The organism is Oharaeibacter diazotrophicus, from assembly GCF_004362745.1.
Taxonomy (GTDB): Bacteria; Pseudomonadota; Alphaproteobacteria; order Rhizobiales; family Pleomorphomonadaceae; genus Oharaeibacter; species Oharaeibacter diazotrophicus.
Genome location: NZ_SNXY01000014.1, coordinates 1 through 13,436 on the forward strand (window position 1 = coordinate 1; position 13,436 = coordinate 13,436).

At 74.2% G+C, this 13,436-nt stretch carries 12 protein-coding genes; 9 read left to right on the forward strand and 3 right to left on the reverse strand.

The window, feature by feature from the left end; genetic code table 11:
* Window positions 1-393 precede the first annotated feature (393 nt).
* Window positions 394-1,884: a glycerol kinase GlpK gene (gene glpK, locus EDD54_RS22580; protein ID WP_126540734.1), complete on the forward strand. Its 1,491-nt coding sequence runs from the start codon at window positions 394-396 to the stop codon at window positions 1,882-1,884.
* Window positions 1,885-2,026: 142 nt separating this feature from the next.
* Window positions 2,027-3,757, forward strand: a complete 1,731-nt coding sequence (locus tag EDD54_RS22585) for a hypothetical protein (RefSeq protein WP_126540735.1) — start codon at window positions 2,027-2,029, stop codon at window positions 3,755-3,757.
* Window positions 3,758-3,857: 100 nt separating this feature from the next.
* Here the strand turns inward: EDD54_RS22585 and EDD54_RS22590 are convergent, their stop codons facing one another.
* Window positions 3,858-4,532 (reverse strand): GntR family transcriptional regulator, encoded by a 675-nt coding sequence (locus EDD54_RS22590; RefSeq protein ID WP_126540736.1) that lies wholly within the window; start codon window positions 4,530-4,532, stop codon window positions 3,858-3,860.
* A gap of 118 nt (window positions 4,533-4,650) precedes the next feature.
* Between EDD54_RS22590 and kynU the strand changes: the two genes are divergently transcribed.
* Complete coding sequence (gene kynU / locus EDD54_RS22595) at window positions 4,651-5,889, forward strand: kynureninase (RefSeq protein ID WP_126540737.1); 1,239 nt, start codon at window positions 4,651-4,653, stop codon at window positions 5,887-5,889.
* On the forward strand, window positions 5,886-6,728 hold the full coding sequence (kynA, locus tag EDD54_RS22600; RefSeq protein ID WP_126540738.1) for a tryptophan 2,3-dioxygenase: 843 nt from the start codon (window positions 5,886-5,888) through the stop codon (window positions 6,726-6,728). Before kynU ends, kynA begins: the two co-directional genes overlap by 4 nt.
* 43 nt (window positions 6,729-6,771) lie before the next feature.
* Here the strand turns inward: kynA and EDD54_RS22605 are convergent, their stop codons facing one another.
* Window positions 6,772-7,545 carry an enoyl-CoA hydratase gene (locus EDD54_RS22605; protein ID WP_126540739.1) on the reverse strand — a complete coding sequence of 258 codons (774 nt, stop codon included), beginning with the start codon at window positions 7,543-7,545 and terminating at the stop codon, window positions 6,772-6,774.
* Between the two features lie 150 nt (window positions 7,546-7,695).
* On the opposite strand from EDD54_RS22605, the gene EDD54_RS22610 reads away from it, so the two are divergent.
* Both EDD54_RS22610 and EDD54_RS22615 read left to right on the forward strand, forming a co-directional pair.
* Window positions 7,696-7,863, forward strand: coding sequence for a DUF2256 domain-containing protein (locus tag EDD54_RS22610; RefSeq protein ID WP_207620294.1), 168 nt, complete (start codon window positions 7,696-7,698; stop codon window positions 7,861-7,863).
* Window positions 7,860-9,431, forward strand: coding sequence for a cryptochrome/photolyase family protein (locus EDD54_RS22615; RefSeq protein ID WP_126540740.1), 1,572 nt, complete (start codon window positions 7,860-7,862; stop codon window positions 9,429-9,431). Before EDD54_RS22610 ends, EDD54_RS22615 begins: the two co-directional genes overlap by 4 nt.
* Window positions 9,432-9,437: 6 nt before the next feature.
* Here the strand turns inward: EDD54_RS22615 and EDD54_RS22620 are convergent, their stop codons facing one another.
* Window positions 9,438-10,688 carry an NnrS family protein gene (locus tag EDD54_RS22620; RefSeq protein ID WP_126540741.1) on the reverse strand — a complete coding sequence of 417 codons (1,251 nt, stop codon included), beginning with the start codon at window positions 10,686-10,688 and terminating at the stop codon, window positions 9,438-9,440.
* A gap of 238 nt (window positions 10,689-10,926) precedes the next feature.
* Here EDD54_RS22620 and ubiT point away from each other — a divergent pair, with 238 nt between their 5' ends.
* Genes ubiT through ubiV form a run of 3 tightly spaced genes read left to right on the forward strand, consistent with a single transcriptional unit; the run spans window position 10,927 to window position 13,387 of the window.
* A complete protein-coding gene (ubiT, locus tag EDD54_RS22625; RefSeq protein ID WP_126540742.1) occupies window positions 10,927-11,496 on the forward strand; it encodes a ubiquinone anaerobic biosynthesis accessory factor UbiT in 570 nt (189 codons plus the stop codon).
* On the forward strand, window positions 11,493-12,482 hold the full coding sequence (gene ubiU, locus EDD54_RS22630) for a ubiquinone anaerobic biosynthesis protein UbiU (protein ID WP_126540743.1): 990 nt from the start codon (window positions 11,493-11,495) through the stop codon (window positions 12,480-12,482). The genes ubiT and ubiU overlap by 4 nt, the downstream gene beginning before the upstream one ends.
* Window positions 12,479-13,387 carry a ubiquinone anaerobic biosynthesis protein UbiV gene (gene ubiV / locus EDD54_RS22635; RefSeq protein WP_342636610.1) on the forward strand — a complete coding sequence of 303 codons (909 nt, stop codon included), beginning with the start codon at window positions 12,479-12,481 and terminating at the stop codon, window positions 13,385-13,387. The genes ubiU and ubiV overlap by 4 nt, the downstream gene beginning before the upstream one ends.
* Window positions 13,388-13,436 lie beyond the last annotated feature (49 nt).

Below are 13,436 nucleotides of genomic sequence, written 5' to 3' on the forward strand. Positions count from 1 at the left end.
CCCCGCAGCCCAAGATCGAGAACGAGAAGGAAAAGCCCCAGACCGTCAACTACGACGAGCTCGTCAAGAGCTGGTCCGACGCCAAGTGACGGGCCGGTGGGCTCCGGGGTTCGCCCCGGCGCCCGCCTCCTCCGCCGCCGGACCCCCGTGACGCCGCTCGCCGCGGCGGCACGAATCCGGTAGGACGACTCCCTAGCCGGGGCCTTCGCGGGCCCCGGCCGTCCCGATACTCGTCTCGCCCAGGCCCCGACGTGTCGGGACCCGTGCGAGGTTTCGGCGTTTCGGCCGGCGCCCGGTCGGGCGCTTCTCGCGTGCACGGCTCCGACCGCGGGTCGGACCCTTGCGCGCTCGGTATCCATGTTCCCCCGTGCCAGCGCCGGAGCCAGCCGTCCCATGTCCGCCTTCGTCCTCGCCATCGACCAGGGCACCACGTCGTCGCGCGCCATCGTCTTCGACGGCGATACCAGGGTGATCGGCATCGGCCAGCAGGAATTCCCGCAGCACTTCCCGCGCTCGGGCTGGGTCGAGCACGACCCGGAGGACATCTGGCGCACCACGGTGGAAACCGTGCGCTTCGCGCTGCAGCGGGCCGGCATCTCGGCCTCGGACCTCGCCGCGATCGGCATCACCAACCAGCGCGAGACCACCGTGGTGTGGGACCGCGCCACCGGCCGCGCGATCCACAACGCCATCGTCTGGCAGGACCGCCGCACCGCCGACCTCTGTGCCCGGTTGAAGGCCGATGGCCTCGAGGACGTCGCCGCCGAGCGCACCGGCCTCCTGCTCGACCCTTATTTCTCCGGCACCAAGGCGGCCTGGATCCTCGACACCGTGCCGGGCGCCCGCGCCCGCGCCGAGGCAGGCGAACTCGCCTTCGGCACCGTCGACAGCTTCCTCCTGTGGCGCCTCACCGGCGGCCGCGTCCACGCCACCGACGCCACCAACGCCTCGCGCACGCTGCTCTACGATATCCGCCGCGGCGGCTGGGACGACGACCTCCTGAAGGCGATCGGCGTGCCGCGGGCCATGCTGCCGGAGGTCAAGGACAGCGCCGCCGACTTCGGCACCACCGATCCCGCCCTGTTCGGCGCCGCGGTGGCGATCCGCGGCATCGCCGGCGACCAGCAGGCGGCCACGGTGGGGCAGGCCTGCTTCCGCCCGGGCATGCTGAAGTCGACCTACGGCACCGGCTGCTTCGCCGTGCTCAACACCGGCGCCGAGTTCGTGTCGTCGAAGAACCGACTGATCACCACGATCGCCTACCAGCTCGACGGCAAGCCGACCTACGCGCTCGAGGGCTCGATCTTCGTCGCCGGCGCGGCCGTGCAGTGGCTGCGCGACGGCCTCGGCATCGTCGAGCGTGCCGACCAGACCGGTCCGCTCGCCGACGCCGCCGACCCGAACCAGAACGTCTACATGGTGCCGGCCTTCACCGGCCTCGGCGCGCCGTGGTGGGACGCCGAGGCGCGCGGCGCGATCTTCGGCCTGACCCGCGGCACCGGCCCGCGCGAACTCGCCCGTGCCGCCCTCGAGGCGGTGTGCTACCAGACCCGCGACCTGATCGACGCCATGCACCGCGACTGGGCCTCGGCCGCCGACACGGTGCTGCGCGTCGACGGCGGCATGGTGGCGAGCGACTGGACCATGCAGCGCCTCGCCGACTTGCTCGACGCCCCGGTCGACCGGCCGGTGGTGCTCGAGACCACGGCGCTCGGCGCCGCTTTCCTGGCGGGGCGGCAGGCCGGGGTCTGGCCCGGCGAGGAGGGCTTCGCGGCGAACTGGCGCCTCGACCGCCGTTTCGAGCCGGCGATGGACGAGGACGTCCGCAGCGCCAAGCTCGCCGGCTGGCACGACGCGGTGCGACGGACGCGGACCGCGGGCTGATCCTCGCGAGGGGCGCGACCCGGCGTCGGCGGCATGGCCGGACCCTCGTGAGCGCCCGGCAAGTCGGGCGGTCACGGGACGGGCAAGAGCCTCGGCGGACCGTAAGGATCGACGCTCACGTCGTCGTCCGGGAAGCCGCATCATGCCCGTCCGCTCCATCCGCCTCCGCTCGCTCCTCGTCTTCGCCCTCCTGGCCGCTGCGGCTCCGGCGGCGGCCGCGCCCGGCAACGACGAGCCCGGCAACGCCCACACCATCTCCTCCGGCCAGCGCAGCCTGTTCGGCTCGCTCACCGGCGCGACCGCCGATCCCGGTGTGACGCTGATGGGCTCGGCGGCGCGCCCGTCGGTCTGGTACCGCATCGACGCCCCGCCGTCCGGTTGGTACTACGTCGACAGCGCCGGCACCGATTCCGGCCGCGACGGCGCCCGCGACATCGCCTTGTCGGTTTTCGAGCGCAAGGCCGACGGCAGCCTGAAGCCGATCCGCGAGGGCGGTCGCGTCAAGATCGACGGCCGCTTCGAGACCGACCTGTCCGGCGTCCGCTTCTTCGTGCCGCCGCAGGCCGGGCCGGTGCTGATCGCCGCCTCGGTCCCGGCGGCGGCCAAGGCCGGCGCCTTCCGCCTCAACCTGCACCGGATGCCGTCGGACGGCTCGAGCCCGATCGTCCTGACGCCGCCGACGCCGTTCCAGACCTATTTCGCCAACGTCCTCGGCGCCGTGCCGGTCACCGACCGGTCGACCACCTTCGCCATCTACACACCGATGCCGGCCAATCCGGTCAAGGCGCGGCTCGCGCTGTCGCACGACTTCGGCGCTTCCGTCGTCCCCGCGCTCGCCGCGGACACGGTCGTCGGCGACAACGAGGGCGCGACGGTGCGGCTGAAGACCGTCGGCCTCGGTCCCGACCAGGGCGCGATCGGCACCTTCGACCACATCGTCGGCGTCGAGGCCCGGACCCTCGTCTCCGGCGTGACCTTCGCCAAGCGGGCGATGCTGCGCAAGGTGCTGCGGCCGTCGACGGAGGTCTCGAGCGGGTCGCTGCACGTCACCGCCTCGGCGGGCCTGCGGCTCGGACCGCTCGGCGAGACGGTCTCCTTCGATCTCGTCATCCGCAACCGCCTCGGACTGCCGGCCAAGGGCTGCATCCTCGTCAACGGCATCCGCACGCTGGTGGCGGCCGGCCCGCTCGACGTCGGTCAGGCGGTGAACTGGCAGGTGGTGGATCCGCAGACAGGGCTGCCGTCGCCGCAGACCGCCCGGACCTTCGACGTCGCGGCCAACACCACCCGTCTGCTGCGCGTCAGCGCCGAGGTGCGCGTCCGTGACGCGGTCGTGCTCGATCCGAGCGTGGTCTGCGCCTCGCCGCGGGCGACCACGAGCATCCCGTTCGGGGCGCTGCACCACCGGCTCGTCGCCGAGAATGCGCCGCTGGTGGTCGGGCTGGCCGAGGACCGGGCCGAGCCGGCGCTGACCTTCGTCCCGAGCGGCGCCGGCGACGACGCGCCGCGGCTCTACAAGGTGTCCGCCGCCGTCGGCCGCCGCTTCGCCGTCGACATCCGCGGTCCGGGCGCGCTCGGTGGGGGCGCCACCTTCCTGAAGGTCCGCGTGAACCAGAACGCTCCCTGGCAGACGCCGGCGAAGTCGCCGCTGCAGGGCCAGGTCTGCCTCGACACCGTCGGTCCCGGCGAGGCCTGCGTCACGGCGCCGAAGGACGAGGTCGCCCTCGTGCTCGGCCCCGGCGAGACCCGCCGCGTGCTGGTGACGCTGCCGGCCGGCCTGGTGCCGAGCGGACAGACGGCCCGGCTCTACGTCCAGGTCACGGACGGCGCGATGCCGGTCGCCCTCGGCGGCTTCGCTGTCGCGGGGCAGTGAAACTCGTTTCCCGACGTCCCGACCCGTCGGGGCGTCGGGAGATTTCGGTCCTCCGGCCGGCGCTCGGTCGGGCGCGCGCAATCGGCGGACCGGCGCCCCGTCAGCCGATCGCTTCGTAGACCGCCAGCGTGAAGCCGATGTGCGCGTCGAGGAGGCGGCGCGCGACGGTGCCGTCGCGGGAGAGGACGGCGTCCATCAGCGCGGTGTGGTGGGAAAGCGCCGTGGCCTCGGCGAGGGCGGCCGCCACGGCCGGAGCGGGCGGCGCCCGCATCAGGATCACGCGCTGGTGCCGGTGGATGGCGTCGCGGAGTTCGCCGGCGAAGCGGTGCAGCGTCGGGGCGCGGGTGCCCTCGCACAGGGCGGCGTGAAAGGCCTCGTGGCGGGCCTCCCAGAGCGCCACGGCGTCCGGCGCGGCACCCACGACCAGCGGCGGGGCGAGCGTCAGCAGGTGGTGCGCGGCGACGATGCGCGCCTCCCAGGCGGCATCGCCGTCGCGGATCGACAGGGTGATCAACTCGGCCTCGACGAGGCCGCGGGCGTGCTGGAGGTCGCGGATGTCCTCGGCCCGGACCGGGGCGACGCGGAAGCCCTTGTGCAGTTCGGAGGTCACCAACCCCTCGGCCTCGAGCCGCGACAGCGCCTCGCGCAGCGGCGTCCAGCCGAGCGCGAAACGGGCGGTCAGCGCGGAGAGCGTGAGGGCCGCGCCGGGCTCGAGGTCGCCGTCGAGGATCGCCCGCCGCAACAGGTCGTAGGCCGTGCCGCTCTTGGAGACCATGCGAAAGCTCTCTTGATCGTATCAAACTCGTCCGATTATATATGATCTGCGCGGTGGGGAAAACAGGACCGTCCGGCGTTCCGGCAGCGGGACGCGGGTCCCGACGTTCAGGAGTGCCATGGTGTTCGCCGATCTCGAAGCCCGGGCCGCCGCCCTCGACGCGGCCGACCCGCTGGCGCCGCGCCGCGGGCTGTTCCACCTGCCGGAGGGCGTGATCTACCTCGACGGCAACTCGCTCGGCGCGCTGCCGTTGTCGGTGCCCGGCCGGATCGCCGCGGTGCTGCGCGAGGAATGGGGCGAGGGCCTGATCCGCAGTTGGAACGAGGCCGGCTGGATCGACCTGCCGGCGCGGGTGGCCGCCAAGATCGCCCGGCTGATCGGGGCCGAGCCCAACGCCGTGCTGGTCGGCGATTCCACCACCGTCAACGTGTTCAAGACGCTGGACGCGGCGCTGCGGCTGGTGCCGGACCGGCGCGTGGTGCTGACCGACAGCGGCAACTTCCCGACCGACATCTACGCCGCCGAGGGCCTCGCGGGCCTGCGTGCCGGCGGCTTCGAGATCCGGATCGTCCGCCCCGACGAGGTCGCTTCGGCGATCGGCGACGACGTCGCGGTGGTGATGCTGACCGAGGTCGACTACCGCACCGGCCGGCGCCACGACATGAAGGCGATCACGGCGCACGCGCACGCGGCCGGCGCGGTGACCCTGTGGGACCTCGCCCACAGCGCCGGGGCGCTGCCGGTGGATCTCGTCGGCGCCGGCGCCGACTTCGCGGTCGGCTGCGGCTACAAGTATCTGAACGGCGGTCCGGGCGCGCCGGCCTTCCTCTACGTCGCGCCGCGCCATCTCGGCTCGGTGACGCCGGCGCTGCCGGGCTGGCTCGGCCATGCCGCGCCCTTCGCCTTCGACCTCGGCTACCGGCCGGCGCCCGGCATCGAGCGGATGCGGACGGGCACGCCGGGCGTGCTCGGCGTCGCCGCCCTCGACGCCGCGCTCGACGTGTTCGAGGGCGTCGACATGGCGGTGGTCGCCGAGAAGGCGGCGCGGCTCGCCGGGCTGTTCGTCGAGGGCGTCGAGCGGGCCTGCCGGGATCTCGTGCTCGCCGGCCCGCGCGATCCGGCGCTCCGCGGCAGCCAGGTGTCGTTCCACGCCGAGGAGGGCTACGCGGTGATGCAGGCGCTGATCGCCCGCGGCGTGATCGGCGACTTCCGCGCGCCCGACATCGTCCGCTTCGGCTTCACGCCGCTCTACGTCTCGCACCGCGACGCGGTGAGGGCGGCGGCGACGCTGGCGGCGGTGGTGAACGAGCGGCTCTGGGACGAACCGCGCTTCAAGGTGAAGGCCAAGGTGACATGAGCACGGACGCTCCCTTCGATCCCGCCCGCGACGGCGCGGTGACGGCGATGGCCGGCCGGATGTCCTACGGCGACTATCTCGACCTCGACGCCCTGCTCGCCGCCCAGCATCCGCTGACCGGGGCCCACGACGAGCTGCTGTTCGTGATCCAGCACCAGACGTCCGAACTCTGGATGAAGCTGGCGCTGCACGAGCTGTCGGCGGCCCGGGCCCGGATCGCCGCCGACGACGTCCGACCGGCCTTCAAGATGCTGGCGCGGGTGTCCAGGATCTTCGAGCAACTCAACGCCGCCTGGGACGTGCTCAGGACCATGACGCCGTCCGACTACACCGGTTTCCGCGGTGCGCTCGGCAACTCCTCGGGTTTCCAATCCTGGCAGTATCGCGAGATCGAGTTCCTCGCCGGCAACCGCAATCGCGCCATGCTCGCCCCGCACGACCACGTGCCGGCGGTCCGGGCGCGGCTCGAGGCGGCGCTCGCCGTGCCGAGCCTCTACGACGAAGCGGTGCGCCTGCTCGCCCGGCGCGGCTTCGCGATCCCCGAGGCGGTGCTCGGCCGCGACGTCGGCGCGCCCTGGCGGCCGGACGAGGCGGTGCGCGCCGCCTTCGCCGCGGTCTATGCCGACCCCGGCCGGCACTGGGAGCTCTACGAACTCGCCGAGAAGCTGGTCGACTTCGAGGACTATTTCCGGCGCTGGCGCTTCAACCACGTCACCACGGTGGAACGGGTGATCGGCTTCAAGCGCGGCACCGGCGGCACCTCGGGCGTCGACTACCTGAAGCGGATGCTCTCCGTGGTGCTGTTTCCCGAACTCTGGGCCCTGCGCACGGAACTCTGAGGGGCGCCGGTCGGACCGGACGCCCCCCTGGTCCGGCCCCGCCTCAGCGGTCCTCGAAGCTCGGCTTGCGCTTCTCGACGAAGGCGGCCATGCCCTCCTTCTGGTCGCGGGTGGCGAACAGCGAGCCGAACAGGCGGCGCTCGAAGCGGACGCCCTCGGAGAGCGACACTTCCTCGGCGCGCTGCACCGCCTCCTTGGCCATCAGCGTCGCCGGCTGCGAATAGCCGGCGATGGTGGCGGCGGTGGCGAGCGCCTCGTCGAGCAGGCGGTCGGCCGGCACGATGCGCGAGACGAGGCCGGCGCGCTCGGCCTCGGCGGCGTCCATCAGCCGGCCGGTCAGCACGAGGTCCATCGCCTTGGCGCGGCCGACGAGGCGGGTCAGGCGCTGGGTGCCGCCCATGCCCGGGAGGATGCCGAGCTTGATCTCCGGCTGGCCGAACTTGGCGGTGTCGGCGGCCAGCACGATGTCGCACATCATCACCACCTCGCAGCCGCCGCCGAGGGCGTAGCCGCCGACGGCCGCGATCACCGGCTTGCGGGTGGCGGCGAAGCGGTCCCAGCCGCCGAAGGTGTCGGCGCCGTAGATGTCGGGAAAGCCCATGCCGGCCATTTCGGAGATGTCGGCGCCGGCGGCGAAGGCCTTGCCCGATCCGGTCAGCACGATGGCGCGCACGGCCGGGTCGCGGTCGGCGGCGGCGAAGCGGTCGACGAGTTCGCGCATCACCGTGGTGTTGAGCGCGTTCAGCACCTTGGGCCGATCGATCCGGACCAGCAGCACCGCGCCGTGCATCTCCGAGGTGATGGTCTCGTAGCTCATGTCTCGCTCCGAACAAGGGAGGCCGGTCGCCGGCCCCGGGGCGGCGGATCCTAGCCGCGGACGGTCGGCGCCGCCACCCGGCCGGGATCCGGCCGCCGCGGGCGTGCGTAGGATCCCCGTCCGAACCGATCGGCGGGAGCGTGCGAAGCGATGGCGAAGATGCGCCGCAAGGGCGACCTGCCGGTGAAGGACTGCCGCGTCTGCGGCCGGCCCTTCGCCTGGCGGCGCAAGTGGGAGCGGGTGTGGGCGACGATCGAGACCTGCTCGGACCGCTGCCGCGACGCGGCGCGGCGCGAACGCCGGCAGGCCCGGCCGTGAGGCGGCTCGTCCTCGTCCTCGGCGACCAGCTGACCCGCGGGATCGCCGCGCTCGCCGACCTCGACCCCGCCCGCGACGTCGTGCTGATGGTCGAGGCGATGGAGGAGGCGACCTACGTCCGCCACCACCGCCAGAAGATCGTGTTCGTGCTGGCCGCCATGCGCCGCTTCGCGGCCGCGCTGCGGGCCGAGGGCATCCGCGTCGACCATGTCGACCTCGAGGATCCCGCGAACACCCAGAGCTTCGGCGGCGAGGTCGCGCGCGCGGTGGCGCGGCACCGGCCGGACCGCGTCGTCGTCACCGAGCCCGGCGAATGGCGGGTGCTCGCCGCGATGCGCGGCTGGTCCGACGCGCTCGGCGTCCCCGTCGAGATCCGCGACGACGACCGCTTCTTCTGTTCGCGCGGGCGGTTCGCGCGCTGGGCCGACGGGCGCTCGCAGCTCCGCATGGAGCATTTCTACCGGGTGATGCGGCGCGAGACCGGCATCCTGATGGACGGCGCCGAGCCGGTCGGCGGGCGCTGGAACTTCGACCACGACAACCGCAAGCCGCTGCCGCCCGGGCTCGTGCCGCCCGAACGACGGCGCTTCGCCCCCGACCCGACCACGCGGGCGGTGATCGACCTCGTCGCCCGTCGCTTCCCCGACCATTTCGGCGACCTCGAACCATTCGGCTGGGCGACCGACCGTGCCGGCGCACGCGACGCGCTCGACGACTTCCTCGCCGCCGGCCTGCCGGATTTCGGCGACTACCAGGACGCCATGAAGCGCGGCGCGCCGTTCCTGTTCCACGGCATGCTGTCGCCCTATCTCAACGTCGGGCTCCTGACCGCGCGCGAAGTGGTCGACGCCGCGGTGGCCGCCCACGCCGCCGGCCGGGCGCCGCTCGCCGCGGTCGAGGGCTTCGTGCGCCAGATCCTCGGCTGGCGCGAATACGTCCGCGGCATCTACTGGACGCGGATGCCGGACTATGCCGAGGCGAATGCGCTCGGCGCCGACCGGCCGATGCCGTGGTTCTACTGGAGCGGCCGGACGGCGATGGCCTGTGTCGCCGCCGTGGTCGACGACACCCGACGCCACGCCTACGCCCACCACATCCACCGCCTGATGGTGACCGGCAACTTCGCCCTGCTCGCAGGGATCCGGCCGTCCGAGGTGGCGGCGTGGTATCTCGCGGTCTACGCCGACGCCTTCGAATGGGTCGAGCTGCCGAACGTCCTCGGCATGGCGCTCCACGCCGACGGCGGCCTGATGGCCTCCAAGCCCTACGCCGCCTCCGGCGCCTACATCGACCGGATGTCGGACCACTGCGCCGCCTGCGCCTACGATCCCGCGGTGAAGACCGGCCCGGGCGCCTGCCCGTTCAACCTGCTCTACTGGAACTTCGTTATGGAGCGGCGCGACCGGCTCGGTGGCAATCCGCGCATGGGCCCGGTCTACCGCACGCTCGACCGCATGGACCCCGCGCGGCGCGAGACGATCGCCCGCGAGGCCCGCGCCTTCCTCGACCGGCTCGACCGCGGCGAGGAGGACGCGCCGGCGGCGGCCCAGGGCACGCTGTTCGGCTGAGGGCGCTCACGGCCGCCGGCGGCCCGGCCGGTCGGCGAGGAGGCCGGCGAGTTGCGCCGCCAGGAAGAGCGTCCAGGCGAGGGTCCAGAGCCCGGCGGCGGCGTGGAGCAACGGCCCGTAGGCGGCGCCGGCGAAGGGCAGGGCGACCCGGGCCGGCGCGGCGACGGTCGCCAGCGCGACGGCGAACGCCGCGAGGCGCGGATGGGTTCGGCCGCGGGCGCCGCGCGTGCCGGCGAGGCGGGCCATCACCGCCATCGTCATGGTCCCGATCGCGCCGGCGGTGAAGGCGTGGAGCGCGGCGTCGGCCGGTACGACCGCGAGCGGGTCGGCCGCGAGGGCTGCGAGCGCGGTACCGGCGACGACCCAGAGATAGCCGACGTGGAGGGCGAGGACGTCGAAGCGACGGACCCGCCAGCCGCGCCAGCGGGCGAGCCGCACCGCCTGGAGGACGGCGGCGAGGCCGCAGGCGGTCGCCGTGACGACGTGCGCGGGCGCGATCGTCCAGGCGGCGAGCGCCGGCAGCGCCACCACTAGCACCGCGACGTTGAAGCGGCCGTAGGGCTCGGGCACGCCTCCGCCGTCGCGTCCCGCGGCGGCGAGGGCGTTGCGCGTCAGGCTCGGCACCAGCCGACCGCCGACCGCGGCGATCAGCAGGATCGCGACCGCGACACCGCCGCGGGCGAAGGCCGAGACGAGGTCGGCGGCGTCGGCCGCCGCCGCGCAGCGGTGCCCGACGGCGAGGCCTGCGAGCAGCGGGAACAGGGCGAGCCCGTGGCGGCTCGAGCCCGGCGGCCGCGTCTTCGTCGCCGCCATCGCCTCGCGGGCGAGCACCGCCGTCATCGCCAGCGGGAACGCGGCGTCGGCGAGAAGCGCGGGCCAGGGCACGGCGTCCGGGGAAGCGGGCGAGAGCACCGCGAGGGCCGGCGGCCCGAGGCGGCCGGCGAGCCAGAGCGCGGCGAGGCCGGCGAGCGGCCGGCCCGATGCCGGCAGCCGTCCCGACCGGTTCGGCGTCGCCGACAGCAGGTAGCCGGCCATCACGGCGGGCAGGAAGCCGAACACCATCTCGTGGGTGTGCCAGGCCACCGGAGGCAGGCCGCCGATCGTCGGCGCACCGGCGAGGAGGAGCGCGACGAACACGGGCACGGCGAGCGCCGCGAGCGCGCTCGCGCCGACGAACAGCGGCCTGAAGGCGACCGCGAACAGCGGGCCGGCGGCGGTGTCGAGGCGCCGGGCGACGAGGTCGGGGGAGGGCGGCATGACGGTTCCTTTCGCGGTCCTCCATGCCACCCGCGCCGGGGCGGCGACGTTGAGCCGGCGCAAGCTCGCCGCGAAGGGCGCGGGCGACCCTCCTCGAGCTTCCGCGAAATCGGCGGTCCTCGAGGTAGATCAAAGACGACGGCCCCGTCCGCGCCTAAGAGCCTGCTTCAACAGTCGGCGGCCGACCCGGCCGACTGTTGAAGCAGGCTCCGAGCAGGCGGCGAACAGGGAGCAAGGCATGGTGGAACGGATCGCAGGGGAACTGCCCGGCCCGATCGGTCTCCTGGCGCGGCCGCCGCGATTCGTGCGCGGTCTCGGCGCCCGGCCGCTCGGGGCGGTGCTGACGCGCGCACTGCGCGATCTCGCCCGCCGGCGCCCGGAGATCTTCGACCGGCTCGGCAGCTACCGCGGCTTCTCCTTCGTGGTGGTGCCGACCGACCTCGGCCTCGCCTTCCGCGTCGTGCCCGACGGCGCCGCGGCCACCGTCACGGTCGGCGTCGACGTGCCGGAAGGCGGCGACGTCACCGTGCGCGGGCCGATCCTGGCACTGATCGGCATCCTCGACGGCTCGCAGGACGGCGATGCGCTTTTCTTCGGCCGCACCATCGCGGTCGGCGGCCGCACCGACGCGCTGCTGGCGCTGCGCAACGCCATCGAGGACGCCGAGCTGAAGCCGTCGGACCTCGTCGGGCTCGCCGGCCCGCTCGGCCGTGCCGCCGATGCCGGCGTGCCGCGGGCCGTCGCCGCGCTCCGGGCCCGAGCCGACGCGATCGACGGCGCCGCCCGCGCCGGCGGGGCCGGCCGATGAGCCTCGAACTCGTCTGCCCCGCGGGCACGCCAGCCGCCCTGCGCGCCGCCGTCGAGGCCGGCGCCCACGCGGTCTACTGCGGCTTTCGCGACGAGACCAACGCCCGCAACTTCCCCGGCCTCAACTTCTCGCCGGCCGAGCTCGCCGAGGGGATCCGTTTCGCCCACGCCCGCGGCGTCCGGGTGCTGGTGGCGGTCAACACCTTCGCGACCGCCGGGGCGATGGAGCCGTGGCGGCGGGCGCTCGCCGCCGCCGAGGACGCCGGCGCCGACGCCGTCATCCTCGCCGACCTCGCCGTGCTCGACCACGCCGCCCGCCACCATCCCGGCCTGCGCCTGCATCTCTCGGTCCAGGCCGCCGCCGCGACGCCCGAGGCGATCGGCTTCTACGCCGACGCCTTCGGCGTCAAGCGCGTGGTACTGCCGCGGGTGCTGACCGTGGAGGAGATCGCGGCGCTGAACCGTGCGGTCACGGTGGAGACCGAGGTCTTCGTGTTCGGCGGCCTCTGCCCGATGGCCGAGGGCCGCTGCGCGCTGTCGTCCTACGCCACCGGACGCTCGCCCAACCTCTCCGGGGTGTGCTCGCCGCCCGAGCACGTCGTCTACGAGGACGACGCCGGCGGCCGCACCGCCCGGCTCGGCGGCTTCGCGATCGAGCGCACCGCGCCGGACGAGCCGGCCGGCTACCCGACGCTCTGCAAGGGCCGCTTCGTCGCCGAGGGGCGGACGACGCACCTCTTCGAGGATCCGGTCAGCCTCAACGCCGCCGGGCTCGTCGGGCGGCTCGCCGCGGCCGGTGTCACGGCGCTGAAGATCGAGGGCCGCCAGCGCGGCAAGGGCTACGTCGCCGAGGTGGTGCGCACCTTCCGCGCCGTGGTCGACGCCGTCGAGGCCGGGCGCGACCCGGTCGCGGCCGAACGCCTGCTCGCCGGACTGGTCGAGGGCGGGCGCCAGACCGCCGGCGCCTATCGCAAGACCTGGAGGTGACCGCCGTGCCCGCCGTCCGCCTGACGCTCGGCCCCGTGCTGTTCAACTGGAGCGCCGAGCGGCTCGCCGCCTTCTATCGCGACGTCGCCGCCGCCGGCGTGTTCGACCGCGTCCACGTCGGCGAGGTGGTGTGCGGCAAACGCGCGCCCTTCACCGACGCGATCTGGCCGGAGGTGATCGCCGGCCTCGAGGCGGCGGGGATCGAGGTGGTGCTCTCGACGCTGGCGCTGCCCTCGACGCCGCGCGAGCGCGCCTCTGTCGCCGCCACCGCCGGCGACGACCGGCTGATCGAGATCGACGACGTCACGGCGCTGCCGGCGCGGGCCGGCCGGCCCTTCGTCGCCGGCCCCCTGCTCAACGTCTACAACGAGGGCGCCGCCGCCTTCCTCGCCGCGCGCGGCGCCGTCACCCTGTGCCTGCCGGTGGAACTGCCGCTCGCCGCCGCCGGCGCGATCGCGGCGGCCTGCCCGGGCGTCGAGGTCGAGCTGTTCGCCTTCGGCCGGCTGCCGCTGGCGCTGTCGGGGCGCTGCTACCACGCCCGGCTCGCCGGCCTCGCCAAGGATTCCTGCCGCTTCGTCTGCGAGCGCGACCCCGACGGCCTCGCCGTCGACACGCTGGAGGGCCGGCCCTTCCTCGCCGCCAACGGCGTCCAGACGTTGTCCCACGGCGTCCACGCCTTCCTGCCGACGGCGGCGGAGGCGGAAGCGGCGGGGATCCGCCGGCTCCGGCTGTCGCCGCACACGGTCGACATGGCCGCGGTCGGCCGGCTCTACCGCGCCGTGCTCGACGGCACCACCGAGCGGGCCGAGGCGCTCGGCGCGCTTTCGGCGATGGCGCTGCCCGGCGACCTCGTCGACGGCTACGTCCGCGGCGCGCGCGGCTGCGCGCCGGTGGCTGCGGCCTGATCGGCCCGACAACCGCCGCGCTGTTTGCCATTTCGCAAAATCGTCGGCG

Bases quoted from the DNA above. Each gene is read 5' to 3' on its own strand.
- EDD54_RS22620 (WP_126540741.1), bottom strand. From the start codon at position 10,688: ATGCCGCCCTCCCCCGACCTCGTCGCCCGGCGCCTCGACACCGCCGCC.
- kynU (WP_126540737.1), top strand. From the start codon at position 4,651: ATGGTGTTCGCCGATCTCGAAGCCCGGGCCGCCGCCCTCGACGCGGCC.
- EDD54_RS22610 (WP_207620294.1), top strand. From the start codon at position 7,696: ATGGCGAAGATGCGCCGCAAGGGCGACCTGCCGGTGAAGGACTGCCGC.
- ubiT (WP_126540742.1), top strand. From the start codon at position 10,927: ATGGTGGAACGGATCGCAGGGGAACTGCCCGGCCCGATCGGTCTCCTG.
- EDD54_RS22590 (WP_126540736.1), bottom strand. From the start codon at position 4,532: ATGGTCTCCAAGAGCGGCACGGCCTACGACCTGTTGCGGCGGGCGATC.
- EDD54_RS22585 (WP_126540735.1), top strand. From the start codon at position 2,027: ATGCCCGTCCGCTCCATCCGCCTCCGCTCGCTCCTCGTCTTCGCCCTC.
- glpK (WP_126540734.1), top strand. From the start codon at position 394: ATGTCCGCCTTCGTCCTCGCCATCGACCAGGGCACCACGTCGTCGCGC.
- EDD54_RS22605 (WP_126540739.1), bottom strand. From the start codon at position 7,545: ATGAGCTACGAGACCATCACCTCGGAGATGCACGGCGCGGTGCTGCTG.
- ubiU (WP_126540743.1), top strand. From the start codon at position 11,493: ATGAGCCTCGAACTCGTCTGCCCCGCGGGCACGCCAGCCGCCCTGCGC.
- kynA (WP_126540738.1), top strand. From the start codon at position 5,886: ATGAGCACGGACGCTCCCTTCGATCCCGCCCGCGACGGCGCGGTGACG.